This window comes from Haloferax prahovense (assembly GCF_000723845.1).
GTDB classification, from domain to species: Archaea; Halobacteriota; Halobacteria; order Halobacteriales; family Haloferacaceae; genus Haloferax; species Haloferax prahovense.
The window spans coordinates 985,448-1,009,617 of sequence record NZ_LK053000.1 but is presented as its reverse complement, the minus strand read 5'-3'; the positions used below and the strand labels follow the sequence as shown (position 1 = coordinate 1,009,617).

General features: G+C 68.6%; 25 protein-coding genes. 15 read left to right on the top strand and 10 right to left on the bottom strand.

Going from position 1 to position 24,170, the window contains the following annotated elements:
- Nucleotides 1-60 precede the first annotated feature (60 nt).
- Nucleotides 61-873, bottom strand: a complete 813-nt coding sequence (locus BN984_RS04885; protein ID WP_049967800.1) for a hypothetical protein — start codon at nucleotides 871-873, stop codon at nucleotides 61-63.
- A gap of 30 nt (nucleotides 874-903) precedes the next feature.
- Nucleotides 904-1,479, bottom strand: coding sequence for a flavodoxin domain-containing protein (locus BN984_RS04880; RefSeq protein WP_049967799.1), 576 nt, complete (start codon nucleotides 1,477-1,479; stop codon nucleotides 904-906).
- A gap of 180 nt (nucleotides 1,480-1,659) precedes the next feature.
- Here BN984_RS04880 and thiE point away from each other — a divergent pair, with 180 nt between their 5' ends.
- The 4 genes from thiE to BN984_RS04860 all read left to right on the top strand — a co-directional run bounded on the left by thiE (nucleotide 1,660) and on the right by BN984_RS04860 (nucleotide 4,916).
- Nucleotides 1,660-2,292, top strand: coding sequence for a thiamine phosphate synthase (thiE, locus tag BN984_RS04875; RefSeq protein WP_181950686.1), 633 nt, complete (start codon nucleotides 1,660-1,662; stop codon nucleotides 2,290-2,292).
- Nucleotides 2,289-3,185 (top strand): hydroxyethylthiazole kinase, encoded by an 897-nt coding sequence (gene thiM, locus BN984_RS04870; RefSeq protein ID WP_181950685.1) that lies wholly within the window; start codon nucleotides 2,289-2,291, stop codon nucleotides 3,183-3,185. The genes thiE and thiM overlap by 4 nt, the downstream gene beginning before the upstream one ends.
- On the top strand, nucleotides 3,186-4,043 hold the full coding sequence (thiD, locus tag BN984_RS04865; protein WP_049967798.1) for a bifunctional hydroxymethylpyrimidine kinase/phosphomethylpyrimidine kinase: 858 nt from the start codon (nucleotides 3,186-3,188) through the stop codon (nucleotides 4,041-4,043).
- 75 nt (nucleotides 4,044-4,118) lie between these two features.
- Nucleotides 4,119-4,916, top strand: coding sequence for an HpcH/HpaI aldolase family protein (locus BN984_RS04860; RefSeq protein WP_008095130.1), 798 nt, complete (start codon nucleotides 4,119-4,121; stop codon nucleotides 4,914-4,916).
- 9 nt (nucleotides 4,917-4,925) lie between these two features.
- Here BN984_RS04860 and BN984_RS04855 read toward each other — a convergent pair whose 3' ends face one another.
- On the bottom strand, nucleotides 4,926-5,672 hold the full coding sequence (locus tag BN984_RS04855; protein ID WP_049967797.1) for a class I SAM-dependent methyltransferase: 747 nt from the start codon (nucleotides 5,670-5,672) through the stop codon (nucleotides 4,926-4,928).
- A gap of 31 nt (nucleotides 5,673-5,703) precedes the next feature.
- On the bottom strand, nucleotides 5,704-6,588 hold the full coding sequence (locus tag BN984_RS04850) for an aldo/keto reductase (RefSeq protein ID WP_008095133.1): 885 nt from the start codon (nucleotides 6,586-6,588) through the stop codon (nucleotides 5,704-5,706).
- Nucleotides 6,589-6,734: 146 nt separating this feature from the next.
- Between BN984_RS04850 and BN984_RS04845 the strand changes: the two genes are divergently transcribed.
- The 3 genes from BN984_RS04845 to BN984_RS04835 all read left to right on the top strand — a co-directional run bounded on the left by BN984_RS04845 (nucleotide 6,735) and on the right by BN984_RS04835 (nucleotide 9,381).
- Nucleotides 6,735-7,724 (top strand): ring-cleaving dioxygenase, encoded by a 990-nt coding sequence (locus BN984_RS04845; protein WP_049967796.1) that lies wholly within the window; start codon nucleotides 6,735-6,737, stop codon nucleotides 7,722-7,724.
- Nucleotides 7,725-7,877: 153 nt separating this feature from the next.
- A complete protein-coding gene (locus tag BN984_RS04840; protein WP_049968582.1) occupies nucleotides 7,878-8,990 on the top strand; it encodes a pyridoxal-phosphate-dependent aminotransferase family protein in 1,113 nt (370 codons plus the stop codon).
- Between the two features lie 19 nt (nucleotides 8,991-9,009).
- Complete coding sequence (locus BN984_RS04835) at nucleotides 9,010-9,381, top strand: tautomerase family protein (protein WP_049967795.1); 372 nt, start codon at nucleotides 9,010-9,012, stop codon at nucleotides 9,379-9,381.
- On the opposite strand, the gene BN984_RS04830 is transcribed toward BN984_RS04835, so the two are convergent.
- The gene (locus BN984_RS04830; protein ID WP_049967794.1) at nucleotides 9,342-11,228 is read right to left on the bottom strand and encodes a PAS domain S-box protein; all 1,887 of its coding nucleotides are present in this window, start codon (nucleotides 11,226-11,228) and stop codon (nucleotides 9,342-9,344) included. The genes BN984_RS04835 and BN984_RS04830 overlap by 40 nt on opposite strands.
- Nucleotides 11,229-11,353: 125 nt before the next feature.
- Here BN984_RS04830 and BN984_RS04825 point away from each other — a divergent pair, with 125 nt between their 5' ends.
- Together BN984_RS04825 and BN984_RS04820 are read left to right on the top strand one after the other, a co-directional pair.
- Nucleotides 11,354-12,712, top strand: coding sequence for an NRAMP family divalent metal transporter (locus BN984_RS04825; protein WP_049913573.1), 1,359 nt, complete (start codon nucleotides 11,354-11,356; stop codon nucleotides 12,710-12,712).
- A 73-nt stretch (nucleotides 12,713-12,785) separates the two neighbouring features.
- Nucleotides 12,786-14,399, top strand: coding sequence for a lipopolysaccharide biosynthesis protein (locus tag BN984_RS04820; RefSeq protein WP_049967793.1), 1,614 nt, complete (start codon nucleotides 12,786-12,788; stop codon nucleotides 14,397-14,399).
- A 317-nt stretch (nucleotides 14,400-14,716) separates the two neighbouring features.
- On the opposite strand, the gene BN984_RS04815 is transcribed toward BN984_RS04820, so the two are convergent.
- Nucleotides 14,717-15,160 (bottom strand): hypothetical protein, encoded by a 444-nt coding sequence (locus tag BN984_RS04815; protein ID WP_008095146.1) that lies wholly within the window; start codon nucleotides 15,158-15,160, stop codon nucleotides 14,717-14,719.
- A 42-nt stretch (nucleotides 15,161-15,202) separates the two neighbouring features.
- Nucleotides 15,203-16,588 carry an NAD(P)/FAD-dependent oxidoreductase gene (locus tag BN984_RS04810; protein ID WP_049967792.1) on the bottom strand — a complete coding sequence of 462 codons (1,386 nt, stop codon included), beginning with the start codon at nucleotides 16,586-16,588 and terminating at the stop codon, nucleotides 15,203-15,205.
- A 330-nt stretch (nucleotides 16,589-16,918) separates the two neighbouring features.
- Here BN984_RS04810 and BN984_RS04805 point away from each other — a divergent pair, with 330 nt between their 5' ends.
- The 3 genes from BN984_RS04805 to BN984_RS04795 all read left to right on the top strand — a co-directional run bounded on the left by BN984_RS04805 (nucleotide 16,919) and on the right by BN984_RS04795 (nucleotide 18,524).
- Complete coding sequence (locus tag BN984_RS04805; protein ID WP_049967791.1) at nucleotides 16,919-17,146, top strand: hypothetical protein; 228 nt, start codon at nucleotides 16,919-16,921, stop codon at nucleotides 17,144-17,146.
- A gap of 55 nt (nucleotides 17,147-17,201) precedes the next feature.
- A complete protein-coding gene (locus BN984_RS04800) occupies nucleotides 17,202-18,164 on the top strand; it encodes a D-2-hydroxyacid dehydrogenase (protein WP_049967790.1) in 963 nt (320 codons plus the stop codon).
- Between the two features lie 99 nt (nucleotides 18,165-18,263).
- Nucleotides 18,264-18,524 (top strand): hypothetical protein, encoded by a 261-nt coding sequence (locus tag BN984_RS04795; RefSeq protein WP_008095153.1) that lies wholly within the window; start codon nucleotides 18,264-18,266, stop codon nucleotides 18,522-18,524.
- A 42-nt stretch (nucleotides 18,525-18,566) separates the two neighbouring features.
- On the opposite strand, the gene ilvD is transcribed toward BN984_RS04795, so the two are convergent.
- From ilvD to BN984_RS04780, 3 genes are all read right to left on the bottom strand, one after another.
- Nucleotides 18,567-20,321 (bottom strand): dihydroxy-acid dehydratase, encoded by a 1,755-nt coding sequence (gene ilvD, locus BN984_RS04790; RefSeq protein ID WP_049967789.1) that lies wholly within the window; start codon nucleotides 20,319-20,321, stop codon nucleotides 18,567-18,569.
- A 96-nt stretch (nucleotides 20,322-20,417) separates the two neighbouring features.
- Complete coding sequence (locus tag BN984_RS04785; RefSeq protein WP_049967788.1) at nucleotides 20,418-21,014, bottom strand: MogA/MoaB family molybdenum cofactor biosynthesis protein; 597 nt, start codon at nucleotides 21,012-21,014, stop codon at nucleotides 20,418-20,420.
- Between the two features lie 99 nt (nucleotides 21,015-21,113).
- Nucleotides 21,114-21,914 carry a helix-turn-helix transcriptional regulator gene (locus BN984_RS04780; protein ID WP_049913574.1) on the bottom strand — a complete coding sequence of 267 codons (801 nt, stop codon included), beginning with the start codon at nucleotides 21,912-21,914 and terminating at the stop codon, nucleotides 21,114-21,116.
- 234 nt (nucleotides 21,915-22,148) lie between these two features.
- Here BN984_RS04780 and BN984_RS04775 point away from each other — a divergent pair, with 234 nt between their 5' ends.
- The 3 genes from BN984_RS04775 to BN984_RS04765 all read left to right on the top strand — a co-directional run bounded on the left by BN984_RS04775 (nucleotide 22,149) and on the right by BN984_RS04765 (nucleotide 24,102).
- Entirely contained in the window at nucleotides 22,149-23,189 is a 1,041-nt protein-coding gene (locus BN984_RS04775; protein ID WP_008095158.1) for a zinc-binding dehydrogenase, read from the top strand.
- Nucleotides 23,179-23,499, top strand: coding sequence for a hypothetical protein (locus BN984_RS04770; RefSeq protein ID WP_008095159.1), 321 nt, complete (start codon nucleotides 23,179-23,181; stop codon nucleotides 23,497-23,499). The genes BN984_RS04775 and BN984_RS04770 overlap by 11 nt, the downstream gene beginning before the upstream one ends.
- A gap of 195 nt (nucleotides 23,500-23,694) precedes the next feature.
- A complete protein-coding gene (locus tag BN984_RS04765; RefSeq protein WP_008095160.1) occupies nucleotides 23,695-24,102 on the top strand; it encodes a DUF5802 family protein in 408 nt (135 codons plus the stop codon).
- Nucleotides 24,103-24,170: the final 68 nt, after the last annotated feature.

The window sequence follows — 24,170 nt, the reverse complement described above, 5'->3', positions numbered from 1 at the left end:
CGCGGCGGACCGGCTTCGTCGCGCGCGGGACGAGTGTGCTGAGCCGGGTGAGAACCCGTCCTACTGCGGCGGATTCCGGAGGTAGTTCCCGACGCCGGTTCGCAGTTCGCCGTCGGCGACAACCCAGCCCTGGCGGTCCGCTGGGAGGTCGTAGGCGGCGACGTGGTCGACGTACTCGTTGTAGTTCCAGCCGCCGACCCACCACGAGTTCGCGCCGCGGAGTTCGACGCTCACCGAGACGTTCGTCGTCTCGGGGCCGTCGTACTGGACGAACAGCATCGACTCGTAGTCGTAACACCGGGTGTCGTCGCTGTTGCTCGGCCAGTCACACGGGACGAGCCGGGCGTTCTCGCGCGGTTCGAACAGCGGTTCGGTCCCCTCGGGCGCGAGCGTGTCGATGGACTGGTTCACCCGCACGTCGGCGCTGAGGTCTATGGCGTCGTGTTCGACGCGGAGCGTGTCGGAGTCGTTCCGACTGTACTCGCTCGCCGGAATCGGCTCCCAGCGGACGAGCCGGTCGTTCTCGACGACCGCCCGGTAGTACGTTGGGTCGGCGGGAAGCTCGTCGGCCCGGAGGCGGAGCATCGGGCCGTACTCCGTCTCGACCACGTCGTACGCCCAGCCCGTCGGAAGCAGGTACTCGCGGGACTCGACGGCCTCACCGACGGCCGAGGAGCCGTCGCTGACGGGTAGCGGCACGAGGACCGTCACGTTCGAAATCGGCTCGTCGGCCGAGACGCGGACGCTGTAGTCGTACTGGCTCCCGTAGGAGTCGAGGGACGAAAGCCGGCCGAACGCCCAGAGCCCGCCGGCCGCGACCGCGACCACGACGAGCGCGGCGACGACGACGATGCCGAGTGTGCGGAAATTCATCGAAATCACCGGGCAGGTCAGACCGCCCGCTCAGACCGCCGCACCTCCCGCGGCGGTGCCCGCGGTCGACTCCACGAACTCGGCGAAGTCGGCGGCGAACGACTCGACTTCGTCCCAGTCGGTGTACTCGTAGTCGCGGGAGGCGTCCGTGTCGCCGGTCGCCCCCTTGGCGATGCGCTTCATCATCATCCGGGTGAGAAAGCCGTACTCCGAGTACCGAAGCGCCCCGCCGAACGCGGCCATCCGCTCCGGGTGCCAGCCGCTCTCTTCGACGAACTCGTCGAGGTACGTCGCGACCTCGGCGCGGGCGTCCTCGTCGTCGAGCGCCGACGACAGCGACACCTGGAAGAACCCGTTGGGCCGCGCCTCGATATCGTCGCGGTGCTCGCGGACGAACTCGTAGACCGGTTTCGAGTGCGCGCCCACGTGAATCGACGACCCGACGAGCACCGCGTCGGCGTCGGCGAGCGCCTCGCTAACGTCCGAATCGGCGACCGAGGCGGTCCTCGCGTCGTGCCCGTGCGCCGCCAGCGCCTCGGCGATGCGCCCGGCTATCTTCTCGGTCTGTCCCTCTTTGCTCCCGTACGCGACGAGTATCGTCCCCATACAGCTCACCGCATACCTGTTGGTTCGCGCACAGCATAACCCCACACACAGCCTCTCACCCCCCGAGAACCGACCGCGACCCGATTCGACGCGAAGCCGGCCGAGTCGACTCCGACCCGCGAGGAGGAACTATTTTGCCCGTCGCTACATCACTCCAGAATACAACTCATGAATACCTCGATGGGAACCTATCTAGTGACGCAGTCGGACCGCTCCGGCGGGCGGTCGACGCCGGACGTGGTGCAGGCCGCGGTCGACGGCGGCGTCGACGTCGTTCAACTCCGGGAGAAGCACGCGAGCGCCCGCGACCGCTACGAGGTCGGTCGCGAGGTTCGGGCCGTGACGGCCGACGCGGGCGTCCCCCTCGTCGTCAACGACCGGGTCGACATCGCGGCGGCCATCGACGCCGACGGCGTCCACCTCGGCGACGACGACGTGCCCGTCTCGGTCGCGCGCGAACAGCTCGGCGACGACGCCATCGTCGGCCGGTCGGTCTCGACCGTCACGGGCGCGAGAACCGCCGAGGAGGCCGGCGCGGACTACCTCGGCGTCGGCGCGGTGTTCGCCACGGACACGAAGGACACCGACCCCGAGCAGTCCGAAATCGGGACCGAGCGGGTGTCGGCCATCGCGGACGCCGTCTCGATTCCGTTCGTCGGCATCGGCGGCGTCACGCCCGACAACGCCGCCGACGTGGTCGCCGCCGGGGCCGACGGCGTCGCGGTCGTCTCGGCTATCACCGCCGCGGACGACCCCACCGACGCGACTCGCCATCTCGCCGACTCGGTCGCCGCCGGGAGGGACCGCCGATGAGCGGACGCGACGACGCGGACGGCGCGGGTGGACCGGGCGGTTCGGGCGACGCGAACGACGTGGGCGGCGTCCCCGACGTGGCGCTGGACGAGGCGCTCGCCGCCGTCGCGGGCGAGCAACCGCTCATCAACTCGGTCACGAACGACGTGACTGTCAACGACGTGGCGAACATCACGCTCTACTGGGGCGGCCTGCCGGTCATGTCCGACGACGAGCGCGAAGTCGGCGACATGGTCGGCATCGCCGACGGCTGTCTGCTCAACATGGGGACCGTGAGCGAGTCCGGCGAGGAGACGATGCTGACCGCCGGCCGCGCCGCGAACGAGGCCGGCGTCCCCCTCGTCGTCGACCCCGTCGGCGTCGGTGCGACCCCGACGCGCGACCGGGTCGCGGACCGCCTCGTCACCGACCTCGACGTTGACGTGCTCAACGGCAACTACGGGGAGATATCCGCGCTCGTCGGCGACGACGCCGAGGTCCGCGGGGTCGAGTCGGTCGGGGAGTACGCCGAAATCGCCGCCGCGGCCGTCGAGTGCGCCCGGAAGACCGGCGCGGTCGTCGTCGCCTCCGGCGAGACCGACATCGTCGCCACCGAGGAGGCCGCCTTCGAGGTCGACGCCGGCCACTCGATGATGGGCGCGGTCGTCGGAACCGGCTGTATGCTCGGCGTGACGCTCGCCGTGTTCGAGGCCGCGCTCGACGACCCGCTTTCGGCGGCGCTCTCCGGGACCGCAGCCTACGGGCTCGCGGGCGAACTCGCCGCCGAGGGCGCGTTCGGCGACTACCGCGGCCCGGCGAGCTACAAAATCGCCTTCCTCGACGCGGTCGCCGGACTCGCGGACGCCTCGACGCCAGACATCGCCGACCGAATCGACCGCATCGAGGTCCGATAGATGCCGGGGGCCGCCCCCGACCCGCGGACGCCGCCGTACGTCCTCACCATCGCCTCCAGCGACTCCGGCGGCGGCGCGGGCATCCAAGCGGACCTGAAGACGATGACTCGGCTCGGCGTCTACGGCGGGTCGGTCATCGTGGCCGCGACGGCCCAGAACACCCGCGGCGTCGAGGGCTCGCACGTCCTCCCGACCGAGTCGATTCGCGCCCAGTACGAGGCCGTCGCCGACGACTTCGACATCGCCGCCGTCAAACTCGGGATGCTGGCGACCGTCGAGGCGGTCGAGACGGTCGCCGACTGCCTCGCCGACTACGACGGCCCGGTCGTCCTCGACCCCGTGATGGTCGCCACCTCCGGCGACCGACTGCTGGACGAGGACGCCGTCGACGCCTACGACGCCCTGTTCGCGCGGGCGACGCTCGCGACCCCGAACGCCGACGAGGCCGAGGCGCTGACGGGCGTGTTCCCCGACTCGCCGGCAGCCGTCTCCGAGGCCGCCGACTGGTTCTTCGACCGGGGCGCCGACGCCGTGCTCCTGAAGGGCGGCCACGTCGCCACCGACGACGACACCGTGGTGGACACGCTCGTCACGCCGACGGAGACGACGACGTTCGTCAATCCGCGCATCGACGCGACGGCGACTCACGGCTCCGGCTGTACGCTTTCGAGCGCCGTCGCCGCCCGCCTCGCCCGCGGCGACGACCTCGCCGACGCCGTCCGGCACGGTATCGAGTTCACGCGCGCAACCCTCGCCGAACCGGCCGACGTGGGTGAGGGTGCGGGGAGCGTGAACCACCTCGTCGGCGTCGGCGACGGCTGGACCCCCGACACGGACGCGCCCGACGGCGACGACTGACCGCCGGTCGCGCCGGCACTCGTCCGAGGTGCTCGCGGCACGCGCCTTTTTCCAGATACGTGTCGTATCACGAACATGGCAGAGAAAGCAGCCGCGAACGCGCTTCGTGCCCGAATCGAGAGTGGCGGCGTCGCGCTCGGCGTCCTCGACAACACCTACAGCCCGACGCTCGTGGAGTTCTACGGCGAGCTCGGCCTCGACTTCGTGTGGCTCGACCTCGAACACGGCGGGCCGAGTCCGCTCGACTCGGGCGCGATGGAGGACCTCCTCCGCGCGGCGGAACGAACCGGCATCGAGCCGCTGGTCCGGCTCCCGACGACGGACCCGGAGTTCGTCCGGAAAGCCCTCGACCTCGGCGTCAGGAACGTCTTCCTCCCGCGCGTGGAGTCGGCCGAGGAGGTCCGCGAGGCGGTTCGGTCGGCCCGATTCACCTACGGCGACGGCCCCGGCGACCGCGGCCTCGCGTCGCCGCGCGCCCGCCGGTGGGGGCTCGCCGACGACTACGTCGCGAGCGAGGACCGCGAGACCCTCGTCGGCGTGACCATCGAGACCGCCGAGTCGCTTTCGGACCTCGACGCGATTCTCGACGTGCCCGAACTGGGCTTCGTCTTCATCGGCCCGTTCGACCTCTCGGTGTCGCTCGGCCACCCCGGAGAGATAGACCACCCCGACGTGCAGGAGGCCGTCGAGCGAGTTCGCTCGGCCGCGGTCGAAGCCGGCGTCCCCGTCGGCGGCCTCGGCTTCGACATGGACGACGTGAACGAGAAGGCGGAAAACGGCTATCGGCTCATCAACCTCGGCAGCACCACCGGCGCGCTCAAGGGCGTCGTCGACGGCTGGTTCGACGCCGCGACGTTCGACCGCGAGGGGTAGCGCCCGCGCCTATCGAGTCGCGTCCGACCCCGAGTCGGACAACCGCATCGCCACGCTGTACATCTCGCCCGCGGACTCCGATTCGACCGCGTCGGCGACGCGCTCGGCCTCGTCGGCGAGCCACTTCACCATCTCGCCGGGGACTTCAGCCGCCAGCGAGGTCGCCACCGACGCGTGCGCCTCGACGTGGCTCGCGGACCACGGCACCGGGTCGAGCAGGGTCAGTTCGCGGTCGAAGCGCCAGCCGTATCCCGAAAACAGCGCCCTGAGCGCGTCGGCCGGATAGAACGTCAGCGCGGGCCGCCCGCGGGCCAACTGGCTCGCCGCGTTTTCGAGCGCGAACAGCTCTCGAACCGCGGCGTCGTCGGGGAGCGGTTCGTAGTCGTCGAGGACGAGGTGACAGCCGGGCGCGGCGACCCGCGTTAGCTCGCTCGCGACGGCGGCGAGCGACGCGGGACCGACGAGGTTGAACAGCCCGTGAGCGGTGACGACATCGACCGAGTCGTCGGCGAGCGGGAGGCTCCGGACGTCGGCCTCCAGCACCGCGGTTCTCGCTCGGTCCGTCGGCGACGGAGTCACGCGGTCGCGGACGATTGCCGCGTGCTCCGGGTCGTTCGTGACGGCGTAGACGCGCTCCGCGCCCGCGTCGAGGAGTCCGGCGGTAGTGTTGCCGGTCCCCGCGCCGGCCTCCAGACAGACCGCGCCGTGGACCGGACGGTCGTCGAGGGCGGCCGTAACGGTCGTGGGAACGTCCATCGCGGGAATCGAGGGTAGAGCCGTTCGCTCGCTAGTGGTGCAGTTGCTCCGGAACCGGGCTCTCGTCGTGCCGGAGGCGCTCGATGAGGGACCGCTGGGCCGTCTCGTCCATGCCGTTGTACCGCGTCGCGGCGTCGAGGACCATCGCCACGAGCTTCGGGTCGCCCGGCGTGACGACGCTCGTGAGGCCCTGGGCGGCCGCGAAGTCGAACCGCTCCGCGATTTCGCCCGGGGTGTCGACCGGCTCGTACCAGTTGGGGAACGGCCGGTCGGCCTCGGGTAGTTCGTCGGTGTCGGGCCACGGCCCGCGGGCGAACGCCTTGATTCCGAGGGTGCCGATTCCGGCCTCCTCGGCCGCCTCGAAGACGCCCGCGTAGTCGTGTTCGTCGTCGTCCTTGCCGACGACGACGGGGTTCAGCGGGAACATCAGCGTTTCGAGGTCGTCGATGCGGTCGATGGCGTCGCGGATGAGCCCCGGATTCCCGTGACTCGTCAGGCCGATGTGGCCGATTTTCCCCTCGTCTTTCGCCTCGCGGAAGGCCGCGAGCGCCCCGTCGTCCGCCGTGATTTCGTCCAGTTCGGACTCGTATTCGAGGCCGTGGACCTGATAGAGGTCGATGTAGTCGACGCCGAGGCGGTCGAACGAGCGGTCGAGCTTCCGCTTTGCGCCCTCGTAGCCCCGCTCTTGGGTCTTGCAGCCGAGGAAGATGTCCTCGCGGTGCTGGCGGAGCTTCGGCCCCAGCTTGAGTTCCGCGTCGCCGTAGGTCGGAGCCACGTCGAAGTGGTTGACGCCCTTCGAGAGGACGTGTTCGACCATCTGGTTCGCGCCCTCCTGTTCGAGCCAGTTGAGCGCGATAGCGCCGAACGTCGCGATACTACTCTCGTGGCCGGTGTCGCCGAGTGCGCGGGTTTGCATACGTCGAACGTCACCGTCGACGGACAAAAACGTGTGTCTCGACAACTAAACTGCCGTCTCTGCGTCCGCGACGCGATAGCGTCACCGCGACCCGGTAACACTCGCGTCAGCGGATACTCAAGTCCTTGCGGCCCGTAGCACCGTCCATGGCAGAACCCACGCCCACACCCGGCATTCACCACGTCACCTGCATCGCGGGCGACCCGCAGCAGAACCTCGACTTCTGGGTCGAGACGCTCGGGCTCCGCCTCGCCAAGCGCTCCATCAATCAGGACGACCCCAGCACGTACCACTTCTTCTTCACGGACGCGGAGGGGACGCCCGGCACGAGCATGACGTTCTTCCCGTGGGAGAACCTCTCGCAGGGGAAGGTCGGCACCGGGCAGGTCTCCCGGACCGCGTTCCGCGTGCCCGAGGGGAGTCTCGACTACTGGGAGGAGCGATTCGACGAGTACGGCGTCGACTACGACGAGCGAGTCGAGCGATTCGGCGAGACGGTCCTCCCCTTCAGCGACCCCGACGGCCTCCCGGTCGAACTGGTCGAAGTCGAAATTCCCGACGACGACCCGACCGTCCCGTGGACCGAGTTCGTCCCCGAGGAGGCCGCGATTCGCGGCTTCCACTCCGTGACGCTCTGGTTGGCCGACCCCCAGCCCACCGAAGACCTCCTCGAAACGATGGGCTTCGAGCGCGTCGGCACCGAGGAAGCGCAGGGCGACACCCCCGGCGACGAGCGGACGCGGTTCGCCGCGACCGGGAGCGTCGGGACGTACGTGGACGTGTTGCCGACCATCGAGAGCAGTCGACAGGGCCTCGGCACGGTCCACCACGTCGCCTTCCAAACGCCGACCGACGAGGACCAAGAGGCGATGCGCAAGGCCGTCCAGTCGAAGGGTCTGCGCCCGACCGCACAGATCAACCGCCACTGGTTCCGGTCGGTCTACTTCCGCGAGTTCGGCGGCGTGCTGTTCGAACTCGCCACGAGCGGGCCGGGCTACACCGCCGACGAACCCCTCGAGGACCTCGGCGGCCGCCTCGTCCTTCCCGGCGAGTTCGAAGGCCGGCGCGAGCAGATAGAGGCCGGACTGACCGACGTGACGGTCCCGCGGGCCGAGTCCGCCGAGGCCGACGACTAACCCTCGGAATCACCTCGCCCCGGAGCAGTGTTCCGCCCGTCGACGCCGCCCGTTTTGCCCCGTGTTAGCACCCCGTGAGCCACCGCGACGAGTGTCGCAATCACAAGTACCATCATCGCCCGCGACGCAGTGGTCCGTACTTAGGTGGATGACGTGACGGAAAAACGCGAATACACGGACGACTATCAGGACAAGACGCTGTACATCCCCGGTCCGACCGAGGTGCGCGAGGACGTCATCGAGGAGATGTGCCAGCCGATGTTCGGTCACCGGATGGACCGCATGACCGACCTCTATACGACCATCGTCGAGGACACGAAGGAGTTCCTCGGCACGGACAACGACCTGATGATTCTCACGGGGTCGGGCACCGAAATCTGGGAGTCGTCGACGCTCAACCTCGTCGACGAGAACATCCTCGTGCCGACCTGCGGGAGCTTCAGCGAGCGCCACGCGAACGTCGCGGAGCGCCTCGGCAAGAACGTCGACCGCATCGAGTACGAGTGGGGCCAGGCCATCAAGCCCGAGGACATCCGCGAGGCGCTGGAGTCCAGCGACAAGCACTACGACGTGGTCGCCACCGTGATGAACGAGAGTTCGACCGGCATCCGCAACCCCATCGAGGAAATCGGCGACGTGGTCGCCGAGTACCCCGACACCTACTTCGTCGTCGACGCGGTGTCCGCTCTCGGCGGCGACTACGTCGACATCGACGAGCACAACATCGACGTCATCTTCGCCTCGTCGCAGAAGGCGTTCGCCATGCCGCCGGGACTGGCCATCTGCACCGTCAGCGACGACGCCTACGAACGCGAACTGTCGAAGGACTCGGCGTCGTGGTACGGCGGCTTCCAGCGCGCCCTCGACTACTACGACCGTAAGGGCCAGACCCACTCCACCCCCGCGATTCCCATCATGCTCGCGTACCGCAAGCAGATGAAGTACATGCTCGAAGAGGGCCACGAGGGCCGCGACCAGCGCCACCGCGAGATGGCCGAGTACACCCGCGACTGGGCCTACGAGCACTTCGACATGTTCCCCGAGGAGGGCTACGAGTCCCAGACCGTCGCCTGCATCGAGAACACGCAGGGAATCGACGTCGCCGCCACCATCGAGGAGGTCTCCGAGAAGTACGACATGGCCTTCTCGAACGGCTACGGCTCCGCGCTCGGCGAGAAGACGTTCCGCATCGGCCACATGGGCGAACACGACGTGGAGTCCATCAAGGCGCTGACCGACGCCATCGAAGACGTGGCCGGCCTGTAACGGCCGCGGCTCACCCCAGATGCCGCACCTACAGTTCGACCTCGACTTCGAGGTCACGGAGCGAGAGGCGAACCAGTTCGCCACCGAGCTGGCCGAGTTGTACGCCGAGCGAATGGACGCCGACACCGACTACGCCGCCGTCACCGTCCGCGAAGTCAAGACGATTCATCTCGGCCGGGCGACCGACGAGAAGACAGTCGTACTGCAGGCCGATATCCGGGCGGGTCGGTCGGCGGACCGGAAGCGCGAACTCGCCCTCGCGGTCATCGACGCCGTCGCAGAGCGGTTCGGCGTGCCGGAGTCGAACCAGAAGGTCGTCTTCACCGAACACGAGGGGAGGCAGATGATGGGCTACGACCGCGTCGGCGACGACTGGTCCGAGCCGTCCTGACCCCCGTCGGCGGTCCGGAGTTCGACCGCGAAGACGGACCCGCAGGGGTCGTTGTCTTCGACCCACACGTCGCCGCCGTACGTTTCGACGAGCGACTGCACGAGATACAGTCCGAGGCCGGTTCCCCGACTCTCCAGTCCCTTTTCGTCCTTGGCGAAAATCGCTTCTTTCCGCTCGTCCGACACTCCCCGCCCGTCGTCGGCGACGCGGACGACGACGCGGTCTCCTCTCTCGGTCTCCGAGACGGAGATGTCGACAGTCGGTTCGTCTTTGTCGGTGTGCTGGACGGCGTTCGTGAGGAGGTTCCGAAAGACGGACCCGAGCATGTCGTCGGCGAGCACCGCGACCGCGGGTATCTCTGAGTTGACCGTCACGGTCGCGTCCGGGGCCATGTCCCGGAGCGACGCGAGTTCGGATTCGAGCACGGGTCGGAGCGGGACCCGCTCGTTTTCGACGCCCCGACCGCCCATCATCTCGGCCATGTCTCGCGCCGTCTCCGTTAGTTCGACCGCGTGATTGGCGCGCTTCCGAACGATTTCGACGTACTCCCGCGCCTCGTTGTCGTCGTCGTCGACGCGCTCGGCGAGCAGTTCCGCGTAGGCGGTCACCAACTGCAGGTCGTTGCGAACGTCGTGGCGGACGACCTGATTCAGCACCTCGAGTTCGTCGCGTTGCGTTTCGAGGAGGCGGTTCTGCTCGCGGAGTTCCGCCTCGTAGCGCTTCCGCGTCGTGATGTCGCGGGCGACGCTCAGCACGACCGTCTCCCCGCGGTAGGTCACGAGGCTCGAACTGATTTCGACGGGGAACTCCCGGCCGTTTTTCGCCCGATGGACCGTCTCGAACACCTGCGTTCCGTCCGTCGGCATCTGGGAGATGAGCGCCGAAGCCTCCTCGTCGCTGAGTCCCGCGTCGATGTCGTGGACTGTCATCGAGAGCAGTTCGTCCCGGGAGTAGCCGAGCAGTTCCACCGCGGTCTCGTTCACCGCGAGGATGTGGCTGTCGATGTCGATGACCCAGACGGTGTCGTTCATCCCGTCGATGAGCTCTTGGTACTCCTCGCGGGCGCGCTTCAGTTTCTGCTCTCGCTCTCGTCGGTCGGTGATGTCCCTCGACACGGCGATGACGCCGACGACCTCGTCGGTCACTCGAAACGGCGCGAAGCGGTAGCTCAGCGTCCGCGATTCGCCGTCAGGGGTGACGAGTTCGGTCTCGCCTTCGAGGCAGTCTACCTCGCCGTCCAAGAGTTGCTGATACGGGTCACCCGTGCGCTCCTCGCGAATCCTCTCGACGAGCAGGCTTCGCTCGCCTTCGAGTTCGGCGGGCGTCGCCCCGTAGAACCCGGCGAGGTAGTCGCTCACGAGTACGAACCGACCGTCGCGGTCGTACAGGCACGCGCCCTCCAGTATCTGTTCGAAGACGCGCTCGTAGACGAGCGACGGGTCGACCGCCCGGCGGCCGGTCGCCGCGACCGCCCGCTCGACTCGGACGGCCAACTCGTCGTACCCCTCCGAGCCTCGCGCCCGGACGTAGTCGGTGACGCCGGCATCGAGGGCGTCGCTCGCCGTCACCTCGTGTTCCTCGTCGGCGACGACGAGAAACGGAAGTTCCACGTCCCGCTTCCGAATCGCGGTGAGGAAGCCGAGCGCGTCCGTCTCCCCGGCGTCGACCCCCGAGACGACACAGTCGAAGTCGGCGTCTTCGAGCAGGTCCAGCGCTCCGGTCGCGGTTCGAACCGTCTCGACCTCGAACTGCGCCTCCCGCCGGCGAACGGCTTCGGCGACCGCCGCCGTGACCCCCAAGCTGGCGACGACGAGAAGTTCTACCGCTCCGCTACCTCCATCGCTCATTACATAGGTCACTCAGGTGCGGCAAATAAAAGGTAGCGTGCCGACCCACCGCGGTTCCGAAATAATTACTCGGTTGTAACACCCAGTAGCAACACTTTTGTGACGACCGCCGAGACCACGACGGCATGAACGAACCAAGACTCGACGTATCGGCGGTAACGGGCGGCAATTGGCGGGGATATCTCTCGGAGATGGGCCCGTCGTGGGTCGCGGGCGCGGTCGCGGCGGGGCCGGCGACGATGGCGACCGTGCTCACGGCCGGCGCGACGTTCGGCTACGCGATGCTGTGGGTCGTGGTGCTCTCGGCGGTCCTCGGCGCGTCGGCGCAGTACCTGTCGATGCGACTCGGCCTGCTCACGGAGGACGGTCTCATTGCCGTGGTCGAACGGGAGTTGGGCGACGGCTGGGCGTGGGTGCTCGTCGCCGACGCGGTGCTGGCCGCGGGGCTGGCCCAACTGGTCATCATGAAGGGTCTGGCTGACGTGAGCGCGACGATAACCGGCGTCGACGCCCGGGTCTGGGGCGTCGCGTGGGCGGTCGTCCTCGCGGCCGGGCTGGCCGGGCGGGGCTACCGCTTCGTCGAACTCCTCGCGAAGGGGCTCGTCGCGGCCGTCGTCGTCGCGTTCCTCGCGTCGCTGTTTTTCGTCCCCATCGACCCGGCGGCCGCGGTCGGCGGGCTCGTGCCGCGCATCCCGGCCGGGGTCGACGGCGCGCTCGTCGCCGCCGGCATCCTCGGCGGCGCGGTCCACATCACGCTCATCACGATGCACTCGTACACGATGCGCGCCCGCGGCTGGACGACCCGCGACTACGGGCTGGCGACGTTCGACGTGGGCGCGTCGATGCTCGTCGCCTTCGGCATCTACAGCCTCGCCATCTTCGTCGTCGCGGCGGGCGTCCTCCATACCCCCGAGGTGGCCGCGAGCGACCTCTCGGCGGTGACGGCCGCGCAGGCGCTCGGCCCGCTGGCGGGCGCGAACGCCAAGTGGCTGTTCCTCCTCGGCCTCTTGGGCGCGGCCGTCTCCACGCTCGGCGGCAACACCGTCGTCCCGCCGTATCTCGTCGCCGACAAACTGGGCTGGGGGACGGACCTCTCCGACGGTCGGTACCGCGCGCTCCTCGCGGGCGTGGCGCTGTTCTCCGGCGTTGGCGCGTTCCTCGGCGGCGCGTTCTTCCCGCTTCTCGTGTTGGTGCTGGCGTTCGGGCTCGTCGGCACGCCCTTCGCCATCGCCGTCGTGCTCGTCCTGCTCAACAGCGACGCGGTCGCGGAGCCGAACTCGACGCTCGCCAACCTCGGCGGCGTCGTCCTGCTGGCCGTGACGACCGTCCTCGCCGCGAACTTCGTCCGCTCGCGGGCGCTGTCCGACCTCGGCGACCCGCTTTCGGTGTTCGTCGTCGCCTTCGCCGCGGCGATGGGGGCGGCGACGCTCGGACTGCTCGGCAAGTTCGTCCGCGAGACCGTCGGGCGACCGACCGCGGCCTGACCGGCAGGCGCTCACTCGCGGGGGGGAATCAAGCGACTTATTTTCGACCCCGACAAGCGACAGAGACGCGACAGTGCCCTCCGAAACAGCCGCGGACGATACTCTCGACGGCGTCGTCCCCGACGACGATGTCCCTGACAGCGACATCTCTGACGACGAACGCGAGGCGCTCTTGACCATCGGCCACGGCGCGGTCGTCGCCTCCGGCGGACAGTCGCTCCAGCGGGCGCTGACGACGGCGACCGAGTACGCGCTCGCACAGGGGTTCGGCCCGGTCGTCTACGGCGTCTACGCGTTCGCGTGGCGAGTCTCCCAGCTCTTGTTCCGTCTCGTGAACTTCGGGTCGGTCCCGACGCTCCAGCGGTACCTCTCCGCACACGACGACGACCCCGCGCGTCAGGGACGAGTGGTGGGGCTGGCGTATCTGACGACGCTCATCGTCGGTCTCGGATTCGCCGGCGGGTTGGTCCTCGCGAGCGGGCGGCTCAACGCCGCGACCGTCTCGCACCCTGACTTCCCGCCGACGATACACCTGTTCGCGGCGCTGGTTATCCTCGTCGGCTTGGTGCAGGTCCACGCGGGAATCCTCAGGGCCGTGCAGTCGGCCCGCGGCGAGGCGCTTTTCAACCGCATCCTCCGCCCGGCGGTCAGGCTGGTGGGGGCCGTCGGCGCGATGGCGCTCGGGTACTCGCTCGTCGGCGTCGCCGGCGCGTTCGTCGTCGGCATGGCCGTGCTCGTCTTGGTGGGCTTTCCGATGGCCGTCTCGGCGAGCGGTATCCGACCCGGTCTTCGCGGCGTGCGCTCCGAGGCCCGGCGGTTCTACAACCACTCCGCGCCCATCGCGCTGAGCAGCCTCGGGAAGGTGTTCCAGAACCGCGTCGACGTGATGCTCGTGGGGTTCCTCCTGACGGCGAAGGCGGCGGGCGTCTACAACGTCGTACTCGTGTTGGTGACGCTGGCGTGGATTCCGCTCCTCTCGTTCAACATGCTCCTGCCGCCGGTCGCGTCGGCGCTCTACGCCGACGACGAGATGGAAACGCTCAACGCGGTGTACACGGCGGTGACGCGGCTCATCGTCACCTGCGTCGTTCCGATACTGGTCGTGCTCACGGTGTACGGGCGGTCGATTCTCTCCGTGTTCGGCCCGAACTTCACGGCGGGCTACGTCCCACTCGTGGTCTACCTCGGCGGCGTCTTAGTCGGGAGCGCCGTCGGCGCGACGGGGTGGCTGCTCATGATGACCGACCACCAGTACGCCCGGATGGCGCTCGACTGGCTGCTCGCCGTGCTGAACACGCTCCTCACGTTCGCGTTCGTCCGGGCGTTCGGCTTGTCGGGCGCGGCGCTCGGAACGGCCGTCGCCATCGCCGTCCAGAACTCGATTCAGGTCGTCCTCCTGCGGCGCTTCGAGGGGCTGTGGCCCTTCGACGCGACGTTTTTCAAGCCGCTCGGCGCGGGCGTCGCGGCGGCCGGTGTCATGTTCTTCGTCCGCGAGGCGTTGGGCGGGGCCGGTGCGGTCGTCGTCGCCACCGGCGCGACGCTGGGCGCGGCGACGTACGTGGTCGCGCTCGTCGCGCTCGGCGTCAACGACCGCGACCGACTCGTGGTGACGGCGTTGGCCGCCCGGTACCGCCGGGCGATACGCGCGGCACTCGGTGAACGGTCCGGCACGTTCGGGGACCGATAGCGGCTGCTCGCGGGGCTTCGGATTCGCCACACTCGCGAGTCGGGCCGGCGACTGGCGACTGACGGCTGACGAGCGTCGACGAAGTCTCTCACCGAGAGAAGGTGTCGCCCAGAACACTAACGGCCGGTCTCATCCCGAGGCGGCGTGCCGCGTCGACCGGGAAACCCTCGTGCCGGGCGGTCCGTCTTTCGGGCGCGGACGTTCCGAAGTACGCCGGCGTCTGCCGGCCAGTAGCTGTTGCGTACCCGGGTTCGCCGTGCTGTCATCGCTCCCGAAGCGGGAACACTCGGACGGGGACTTGAGGTACGCAGTCGACCCTAGCGCGCCGGGGGTAAAACGAGTTCCGACCGGCGGGCGTCGTCGCCGGCGAAGAAGACGGCCCGAAGTCGGACGACCTGCCCGTTGACGCGGACGAAGTAGAGACGGTCTTCGGACCGGTCGAACGCCGGGAGCGCGTCGAGGTCCGCGCGGAGGGCGTCGTAGTCGCTCAGGCAGTCGGAGATACTCGACTCGCGGGGGTGGCCCTCGGCGGCCGCTTCGACCACCTTCAGCACCCACGGGCTGTTCGCGACCCGTGGGTCGGCGGCGTCGACGACGGTCGCCCCGTCCGGGGCGTTCCCGACCAGTTCCGCCCGGAGGACGATTTCGGCCGACGTACACCCACGAAGCGACGAGCAGCCGGCGAGGCCGCCGGTCAGCCCGACGCCGACCGCCGCGGCTCCGCGGCGGAGCAGTTGACGGCGAGAGGGTCGACCGGCCATCCACTGACAGAAATTCGGAGAAACTGATAAGTCTTCCGTCGACTACAGCGCGTACTCGTCTTCGCGCAGTTGGACGTACTTGCCCTTGCGGTACTTCACCTTCGTCCGCTGGTACTGCGTGGCGAGTTTGGCGGCGCTGAACCCCGCGCTGAGCTTCGAGGCGCCGAACGCCTTGTAGCCCTCGTCCTTTTCGAGGAGCTTCCGGGCCGCCTTGAACGTCTTGTCCCACTGGCCGGGGCCGTAGTCGTGGACGATTTCGGCCATGGCGACGTTCCGGAGGATTTCGTCGCCGATGGCGTCCTTCCAGCGGTCGTTGTAGTCGCTCAGGTCGCCCTCGGCGGCGAGTTCGCCGGCGATGGCTCCCGTCCGGACGGCGACGTGGTCGCCGCCCTCGTGGAAGGCCGAAGTCGCGCCCATCGCCCCGCCGGTGACGGCGATGCCGGCCGCCGCGGGCGAGTCGATAGGTCGCGTCGAGGAGATGGCGTACGTCTCGGTCCCCTTCGTCTTCCCGCGGTCCTCGACGAGGGGGAAGTCCTCGTCGATGTCGTACTCGTCGCCGTACTCCTGTTCGAGGAGGCGGCGGACGTACTCGCGGCCCTGCGGGATTCGCTCGTCGTCCTCGCGGAGGAGCTTGTACGCCTCGCGGTCTTCGACCTCGTCGATGTCGAGACCGATGGGCATCGTGAGGCCGACCCGGCAGACGTTGTTGTCGTTCGGGAAAATCCACGGATACGCCGTGTGGCCGGGCATGTAGCCCCACCAGAACTTAATCGCGCCGTCGACCTCGTCGAACAGTTCCGGCGGGAACTCGCGGTGTTCCTGATAGGCGATGTGGTTCGCCTCGGTCGACGACAGGCGGTCCGTGATGGGGAACGGAAGCAGGTCGTCGAGCACCTTGTTCGTGATCGTCCGCTGGGGGCCGTCGGCGAGCACGACGAAGTCAGCGCCCACGTCCTCGCCGTTGGCGAGGCGGACGACGTGCCGGGGGTCGCCGCCGGCGGCGTCGAGGTCGGTCTCCACGTCGCGGACGGAGGCCTTCACGCGGTACTCCGCGCCGACGTCTTCGGCGCGACTGCGGAGCCAGTCGTCGAACTTCGCCCGGTGGAAGGTGTAGCCGAACTCGTCGTACGAGGAGTCGATGCCGGTGCTCCGAAGGGTCAGCGACTCGTTCGGCCCGATGAACTCCGCGCGGTCGAGGATGTCGAGCACGACGTCGTCGGGGAACTCGTCGGGGTGGATGCCCATGATGTCCACCCAGTAGTCGAGGATACCGGCCGCGTCCGTCGAGTCGGGCCCGAGGCGCGGTCGGTCTGCTCGGGGGACGCCCTTCTCGAGGACCAGGGCGGAGGCCCCGGCCGAGGCCGCGGCGTGTGCCGCCGACGTGCCGGCCGGACCGCCGCCGATGATGGCGACATCTACGCGTTCCATACCGCTACAGCACTTCGCTCGGGTATTAAACCCCCTGAACCGACGCGGCGTCCGACGGTTTCGAGCCGCGCGTCCGCGCGCTGCACCGACCGCGCTCCAGCAACGCCGCGTTCGCAGCTCGACGCGCCGCCGCTCGGCCCTCTCGACGGGAACTCCCCGGTCGATTCCGTGACGTGGCTCACCGCTCTTTCAAAATACTACTACCGATAATCATAGGGCTCGATGAATTTCATCGACGTATAGCGTTTTTGTCAACAGAATCTAGCTGAATACCGGGGGTGATAACTGAGTGCGGAGGTTTATAGCGGAGAGCGCGGTAGCTCCGAGTCAATGACCGCAGACGAGCCGGACGAACCGAGAGAGCCCGTCGTGTTTCGCGACGAGACGGGCGACCTCGTCTTCGTCGACGGCGGCCCCGCCCCACAGGGGTATGCGCCCGTTGCGTGGAGACTCGGTGAAGACGGCTCGCGGTTCGTCGTCGACCCGACAGTCGATGCCGTCGCGGTCACCCGTACGATTTCGAAACGTCACCCGCGACGGCGGGAGCCCATCGAGTGAGCGTACACCCGGCCGAATCGGACAGATTCATCACCGACTTCGAGAATCATCGAGCATGTCCGACCCAGACATCGCGGTGCTTCGGCAGAAGATTCACGGCCTGTCTGCCGAGGCGTACGCCGAAACGCTCCGCGAGCGGCTCCCCGACCGCGAGGTCGCCCTCGCCACGACTCCCGCGGAGGAGCGAGACCTCCTCTCCCGCGCGCGAGTCGCGACCGGCTTCGACGCGGACGAAGCGGACCTCGAAGCCGCAGAGAACCTCGACCTGTTCGCCTGCGTGTTCGCCGGCACGGGCCACCTCCCCATCGAGGCGTTCGAGGCTCGCGACGTGGCCGTCACAAACGCCTCCGGTGTCCACGGCCCGAACATCGCCGAGCAGGTCCTCGGCAGCCTCCTCTACTTCGCCCGCCGCTTCCACGTCGCGGAGCGCCAGCAGGACGCCGGTGTCTGGCAGTCGTACCCGACGGTCGAACTGCAGGACTCGACGGTCACCGTCGTCGGTCTCGGCGCGCTCGGCGAGGCGATCGTGGACCGACTCGAACCGTTCGGCGTCGAGACCGTCGGCGTGCGCTACTCGCCGGAGAAGGGCGGCCCGACCGACGAGGTCGTCGGCTTCGACGACGAACAGGGCCTCCACGACGCCTTCGCCCGCGGGGACTACGTCGTCATCGCGTGCCCGCTGACCGACGCCACCCGCGGTCTCGTCGACGCCGACGCGTTCGCGTCGATGGCCCCCGACACCGTCCTCGTCAACGTCGGCCGCGGCCCGGTCGTCGACACCGACGCGCTCGTCTCGCAACTCCGGAGCAACGGCATCCGCGGGGCGGCACTCGACGTGACCGACCCCGAACCACTCCCCTCGGACCACCCGCTTTGGGACTTCGAGAACGTCCTCATCACCCCCCACAACGCCGGCCACACCCCGAAGTACTGGGAACGCATGGCCGACATCATCGCCGAGAACCTCGACAAACTAGACGCCGGCGACGACGACGACCTGCGGAACCGCGTGGCCTAATCCGAGTCGACTCGGCGACTCCGCGACCCCGCAGTCGGCGACACCGTGACCGAGTTCCGCACCGAAACTGTCAATCCAGTAGCTACTGTCGGTTGCGCCGTGCAGTTCGCATCGTGGCGGTGGAACCGAATCATCGCGTTCTTCGGCGGCGCTGGACTCCTCTTTTTGGTTCCGTGGTCGGGGCTCTCGCCCGCCCTCCCGGAGTGGACGATAGACGTGCTGCTGTCCGTCCCGGTCGGCCTGTGCGTCTACGGGTTCACCGAACAGCCGCGAAAAGTGATTGCGCTGATACCGGTCGGAACCGCACTCGGAATCGGGGGGTTCGCCCTGTACCGGACGTCCGGCGTGCACCTGTTTTGACGACTGTGGTCGCGTCGCGGGAGACGCCGCGGCGACTCGTCGTTACTCGTCGCGCGTGAGCGCGGGATTCGTCACCGCGCCGTTCGCGGCGGAGCCGAAGTCGCGGGCGTACTTCGCCAGCACGCCGGAGGTGTACGCCGGCGGCTTGGGTTCCCAGTCCTCTTTCCGCGCTTCGAGTTCCTCGTCGGAGAGGTCCACGGAGAGTTCGCGGTTCGGGATATCGACGGTCACCTCGTCGCCGTCTTCGAGGAGGCCGATGGGGCCGCCCTCGGTGGCCTCGGGGGCGACGTGGCCGACCATCGGGCCGCGCGTCGCGCCGGAGAACCGGCCGTCGGTGAGAAGCGCCACGTCGTCCTCGTGGCCCTGTCCGACGACGGCCGCGGTGACGCCGAGCATCTCGCGCATGCCGGGGCCGCCGCGCGGACCCTCGTTGCGGATGGCGATGACGTCGCCCTCCTCGATGTGACCCTCCTGCACGTAGCGCATCGCGTCCTCCTCGTTCTCGAAGACGCGGGCGGGGCCGGTGTGGTGGAAGGCGTCGTCGCCGGTCACCTTCAGGACCGCGCCGTCGGGCGCGAGGTTGCCGGTGAGAATCTTGATGGCTCCCTCCTCCTGATACGGCTCGTCGACCGTGTAGAGGAAGTCCGCTTCGAGGCCCTCGTCGTCCGGGAGGTCGAGGTGGTCGAGTTCCTCGGCGATGGTGCGACCGGTGACGGTCATCGCGTCGCCGTGGAACAGACCGGCCTCGACGAGACGGCGGATGACGACCGGGATGCCGCCGATTTCGTGGAGGTCGTTCATGACGCGCGTGCCGCCGGGCTGGAGGTTGGCGATTTTCGGCGTGCGTCGGGAGATTTCGTCGAACTCCTCGATGTCGAGGTCGACGCCCGCCTCGGCGGCGAGCGCGAGCAGGTGGAGCACGGCGTTGGTCGACCCGCCGGTGGCGACCTGCAGGGTGATGGCGTTCTCGAAGGACTTCTTCGTGAGGATGTCGGAGGGGCGGCGGTCGTTTTCGACGCAGTCGAGGACGACCTCGCCGGCGCGGCGGGCGTTCTCGTAGCGCTCGTCGGACTCGGCGGGCGCGGAGGCGGAGCCGAGGGGGGCCATTCCGAGCGCCTCGGAGATGGAGGCCATCGTGTTGGCCGTGAACATCCCGCCGCAGGAGCCCGCGCCGGGGCAGGCGTGGCGTTCGAGGTCGTCGAGTTCGTCGGCGCTCATGTCGCCTTCGGCGTAGGTGCCGACGCCCTCGAAGACGTTCTGGACGGTGACCTCGCGGCCCTCGTGCTGGCCGGGCATGATGGAACCGCCGTAGAGGAAGACGGAGGGGAGGTCCGTCCGGATGGCGGCCATCATCATGCCGGGGAGGTTCTTGTCGCAGCCGGCGACGGTGACGAGCGCGTCCATGCGCTCGCCGAAGGAGACGAGTTCGACGGAGTCGGCGATGACCTCGCGGGAGATGAGCGAGGCCTTCATGCCCTCGGTCCCCATGGAGATGGCGTCGGAGATGGTGACGGTCCCGAACTCGATGGGCATCCCGCCCGCGGCGTCGATACCCTCGATGGCCGCGTCGGCAACGTCGTCGAGGTGGACGTTACACGGCGTGATATCGGCGGCGGGGTTCGGCACGCCGACCATCGGCGACGAGAAGTCCTCGTCGTCGAAGCCCATGGCGCGGAACATCGCACGGTGCGGGGCCTTGTCGGGACCCTCCGTGACCTCCGTGCTGCGGAGGTTCGGGTCCTTACCGCTGGAGAACACGTCGTCCGGGTCCTCCTCGCGTGGGGACTGCTGGCTCATACCTCTTCGGAGCGTGTGCGCGAACTTAAATGGCCGCGACTGGGCAGACGTTGCAGTCGGATTCGCCCGAGGACCCCCGATTCTGTGGGCACTTACCTACTCCTCGTCGCGCCGAGCTAGGCCGGTGAGATGCGGCGCTTCCGGGACGATTATCTCCGCGGTCCCGAGTCGGGCGGCGTTTTCGCTCCCCGGCAGACAGAACGTCGGCATCCCGTCGACGACGCCCGCGGTCGCGCGGGTGCCGACGACCTTGGTGCCGATTTCGTCGTACGAGAGCCGCCGGAACAGCTCGCCGAAGCCCGGAAGCGTCTTGTCGAACAACTGGGTCGCCGCCTCGACGGTCCGGTCGTCGGGCGTGACGCCGGTCCCGCCGGTCGTGACCGTCACGTCGACGTCGCCGCGGTCGGCCATCCGCGAGACCGCGGTCTGTATCGCGTCGTAGTCGTCGTCGACGACCCGCCGGACCGACACCGAGTGTCCGGCCTCGTGGAGCAGTTCCGCTATCGCGTCGCCCGCCGGGTCGTCGTCCACGTCGCGGGTGGACGAAACCGTCAGCACCGCCGCGTCGAGGTCGTCGATGTCGTGGTGGTGATGGTCGTGGTCGTGTTCGCCGTCGCCGTGGTGACCGTCGTGGTCGTGGTGATGGCTGTCGTCTCCGGCTCCGTGGCTCTCGCCGTGGTCGTGGTCGCTCACGGCCGCGGCTTCGTCGTCTGGCGATAAAATTCCCGCGTCGGCCCGGCGGTCGCTGGCTCGCGGCGGCCGGCCGGACAGTTCACCGCCGAGCGGTGCGGCTCACTCGCCGTCGGCTTCGTCGAGGTCATCGAGCGTCAGGCGTTCTGCGTTCTCGCGGAGCGTCTCGAACTGCTCGTTGGCCCACTCGACCGCGTCTTCGGTATCGTTGCGGGCGACCCCGCCGAGGCCGGTGTCGGTGTAGACGACGATGCCCGCCTCGTCTTCCGTCACCCAGAGGCCGAACCGGAACGGAACCTCGGCCCGGTAGAGCGTCACCGACTCGTGTCGGAGCTGGTCGGCGATGACCGCGTGAGAGTCCGGAGTGGCGACGAGACGGTCGAACAGCTCGTCGGCGATTATCATCTCGACAACCGTCCCGCCGGCCGTCGCCGTCTCGTAGAACGGGCGGAGCTGACCGACGAGCGCGACCGGGGCGACGCCGTAGACTCGCTCCGCGCTCTCGACGCTCGAAAACAGCTCCTGAATCGCGCTGTCCGGGATGTTCGGACTCGACGTGTGCACCGTCGCGCCCGTCAAGAACGCGGGGTCGAGCGGCGCGTCGACCGGGAGCATCGAGAGGAGGTCTCGGGCCGCGTAGACGCCGCGGAGCGAGTCGAGACACTCGTCGTACGCGTCGAGCGCGCGCCGGCCGACGCACGTCAGTCGGTACTCGCCGTCGCCGCGCTCGACGAGCCCGGCGTCGAGCAGTTCGCGGACGACGCGGTCGACCGTCGAACGCGACGTACCGAGGTCGTCGGCGAGCCCGCGCTTGTCTCGCGGTCGCTCCGCGAGCGCTCGGACGAACGCCGACCGCCTCACGAGCAGACGCGAGAGCTGTGCTGAAGTCCCGTCTCTGGTCACGTGCGTGCCTCTCTTCGGAGCAGGGTCCGACGACTGTCGGCCCGGCTGTTCAGCCCGCTGATCCCGTCGGCGAGCGCGACTGCCAAACCCGACTGTGTTGGGTACCCTGCGTCGTATATATCTTCGCACCGATAGGTTTTGACACCTATGAAATTACGTTAAATGTCGAAATAGAGGAAAGACGATTGGCGTAAACCCACACTTTAGTTCCTACCCTCCCTCGGTGAAGTCGAGATGAAAGCGGTCCAATTCACGGAACACGGCGACCGAGACGTCCTCGAATACGGCGACTTCCCGGACCCGGAGGTCAGCCCCGACGAGGTCCTCGTCGACGTGAAGGCGGCGTCGCTCAACCACCTCGACATCTGGACGCGACGCGGTCTTCCGGGCGTCGAGTTGGAGATGCCGCACATCCCCGGCAGCGACATGGCCGGCGTCGTCACCGAGGTCGGCGAGCGCGTGACCCGGTTCGAGGCGGGCGACCACGTCGCTCTCATCGCGGGCGTCGCCGGCGGCGGCGACGAGTTCTCCCGAAAGGGCGACCCGACGCTCGCGCCGGACTTCCACATCATCGGCGAGCACGTCCGCGGCGTCCACGCCGAGTTCGCGGCGGTTCCCGAGGAGAACCTCGTGCCCGTCCCCGAGGACGTGCCGTGGGAGGTCGCCGGTTCCGCGTCGCTCGTCTTCCAGACCGCGTGGCGGATGCTCGTCGACCGCGGCGAACTGCGCCCCGGCGAGAAGGTGCTCGTCCTCGGCGCGTCCGGCGGCGTCGGGCACGCGGCCGTCCAAATCGCCGACTACGCGGGCGCGGAAGTGTACGCGACCGCCTCCACCGACGAGAAACTGGAGTACGCGAAGGAGTGCGGCGCGGACCACGTCATCAACTACGAGGAGGAGGACTTCTCGAAGGAGATTCGGAAGCTCACGGACGGCCGCGGCGTCGACATGGTCGTCGACCACATCGGCGAAGCGACCTACAAGCAGTCGCTCAAGAGCCTTGTCAAGGGCGGCCGCGTCGTCACCTGCGGGGCGACGACCGGTCCCGACCCGGGCGCGGGCCTCAACTACATCTTCTGGAACCAGCTTTCGGTCATCGGCTCGACGATGGCGACGCCCGGCGAGGCCGACGAAGTGCTCGACCTCGTCTGGGACGGCACCTTCGAACCCCGCATCCGCGAGACGCTTCCCATGAGCGAAATCGACCGCGCGCACGAACTCATCGAGGAGCGACAGGGCTTTGGCAAGGTGGTCGTAATCCCAGATAGTGAGCTCTGACACCACGACTCGGGACGACGCGACCGCCGAGTCCGACACCTACGTCCACCGGCCGGACGGCGTCGCCGTCGGCGGCGGTAGCTCGGAGCCGGAGGCGACCGGCTTCGGTGACCGCGGCTGGGTGCTCGTCGGCGTCGTCGCGCTCTGCTTCCTCGTCATCCCCGGCGCGGTGTACCTCGTGCCGTCGCTCCCAGCGATGGCCGGCCTGCCGTACCTCGCGGCCATGCTGGCCCTGCCGATGCTCCCGGCGCTCGCGCTCGGCCTCGTCGCCGTCTGGTCGATGACCGCGGCGACCCGCGGCGGTGACTGAGCCGACCGACCCGTCGAAACCGCTCTTTCGGGGAGTCGAGACGCCCGTTTTCACCCCGATTCTCTCGCATCCGAGCCGCGCTCTCGTCTGCCGGTGTCGCACCCGGCCGCCGGCTCTCAGCGGTGGAATTGCGTGCCGATATAAATGGTTCCGACAAGGCTTATCCCGTTCCGTGGTTGACATTCACACGCACAGATGTTCGAACGGTTCTCCAGCAGTTACTTCCTCGGCCGCTTGTACGTCGAACCGTACGACGGAGCCGAGGCGGCGATTCACCGAACGGAACACGAGCGACTCAACGAGTGCGTCTACACGGACGGCCGCGGCGTCGAGCGAGTCGACTACCCGCTCGTGATGAAACTCGACACGGCCCACTTCCCCGTCGTCGGCGACGACGGCGTGCCCTCGGGAACGCTCGCGCTTCCCCGAGACGCCGTGGACGCGGACGCGCTTCCGGACGACAGACCGGTGCTTCTCGCCGACGCCCCGCGGGCCGCCGAGTTGCTCCGGTACGCCGGCTACGACCTCGACGGCCTCGTCCCCGGCGGTCCCGGTGAGACCGGCGGACCCGGCCCGGACCGACCCGACGACAGGCTGGCCTGAGACCCCGACGCCGTCGCGGCGAGCGGGTTCCCGCGCCGTCCGCCTCGCGTCCGAACGCTCAAGTGGTC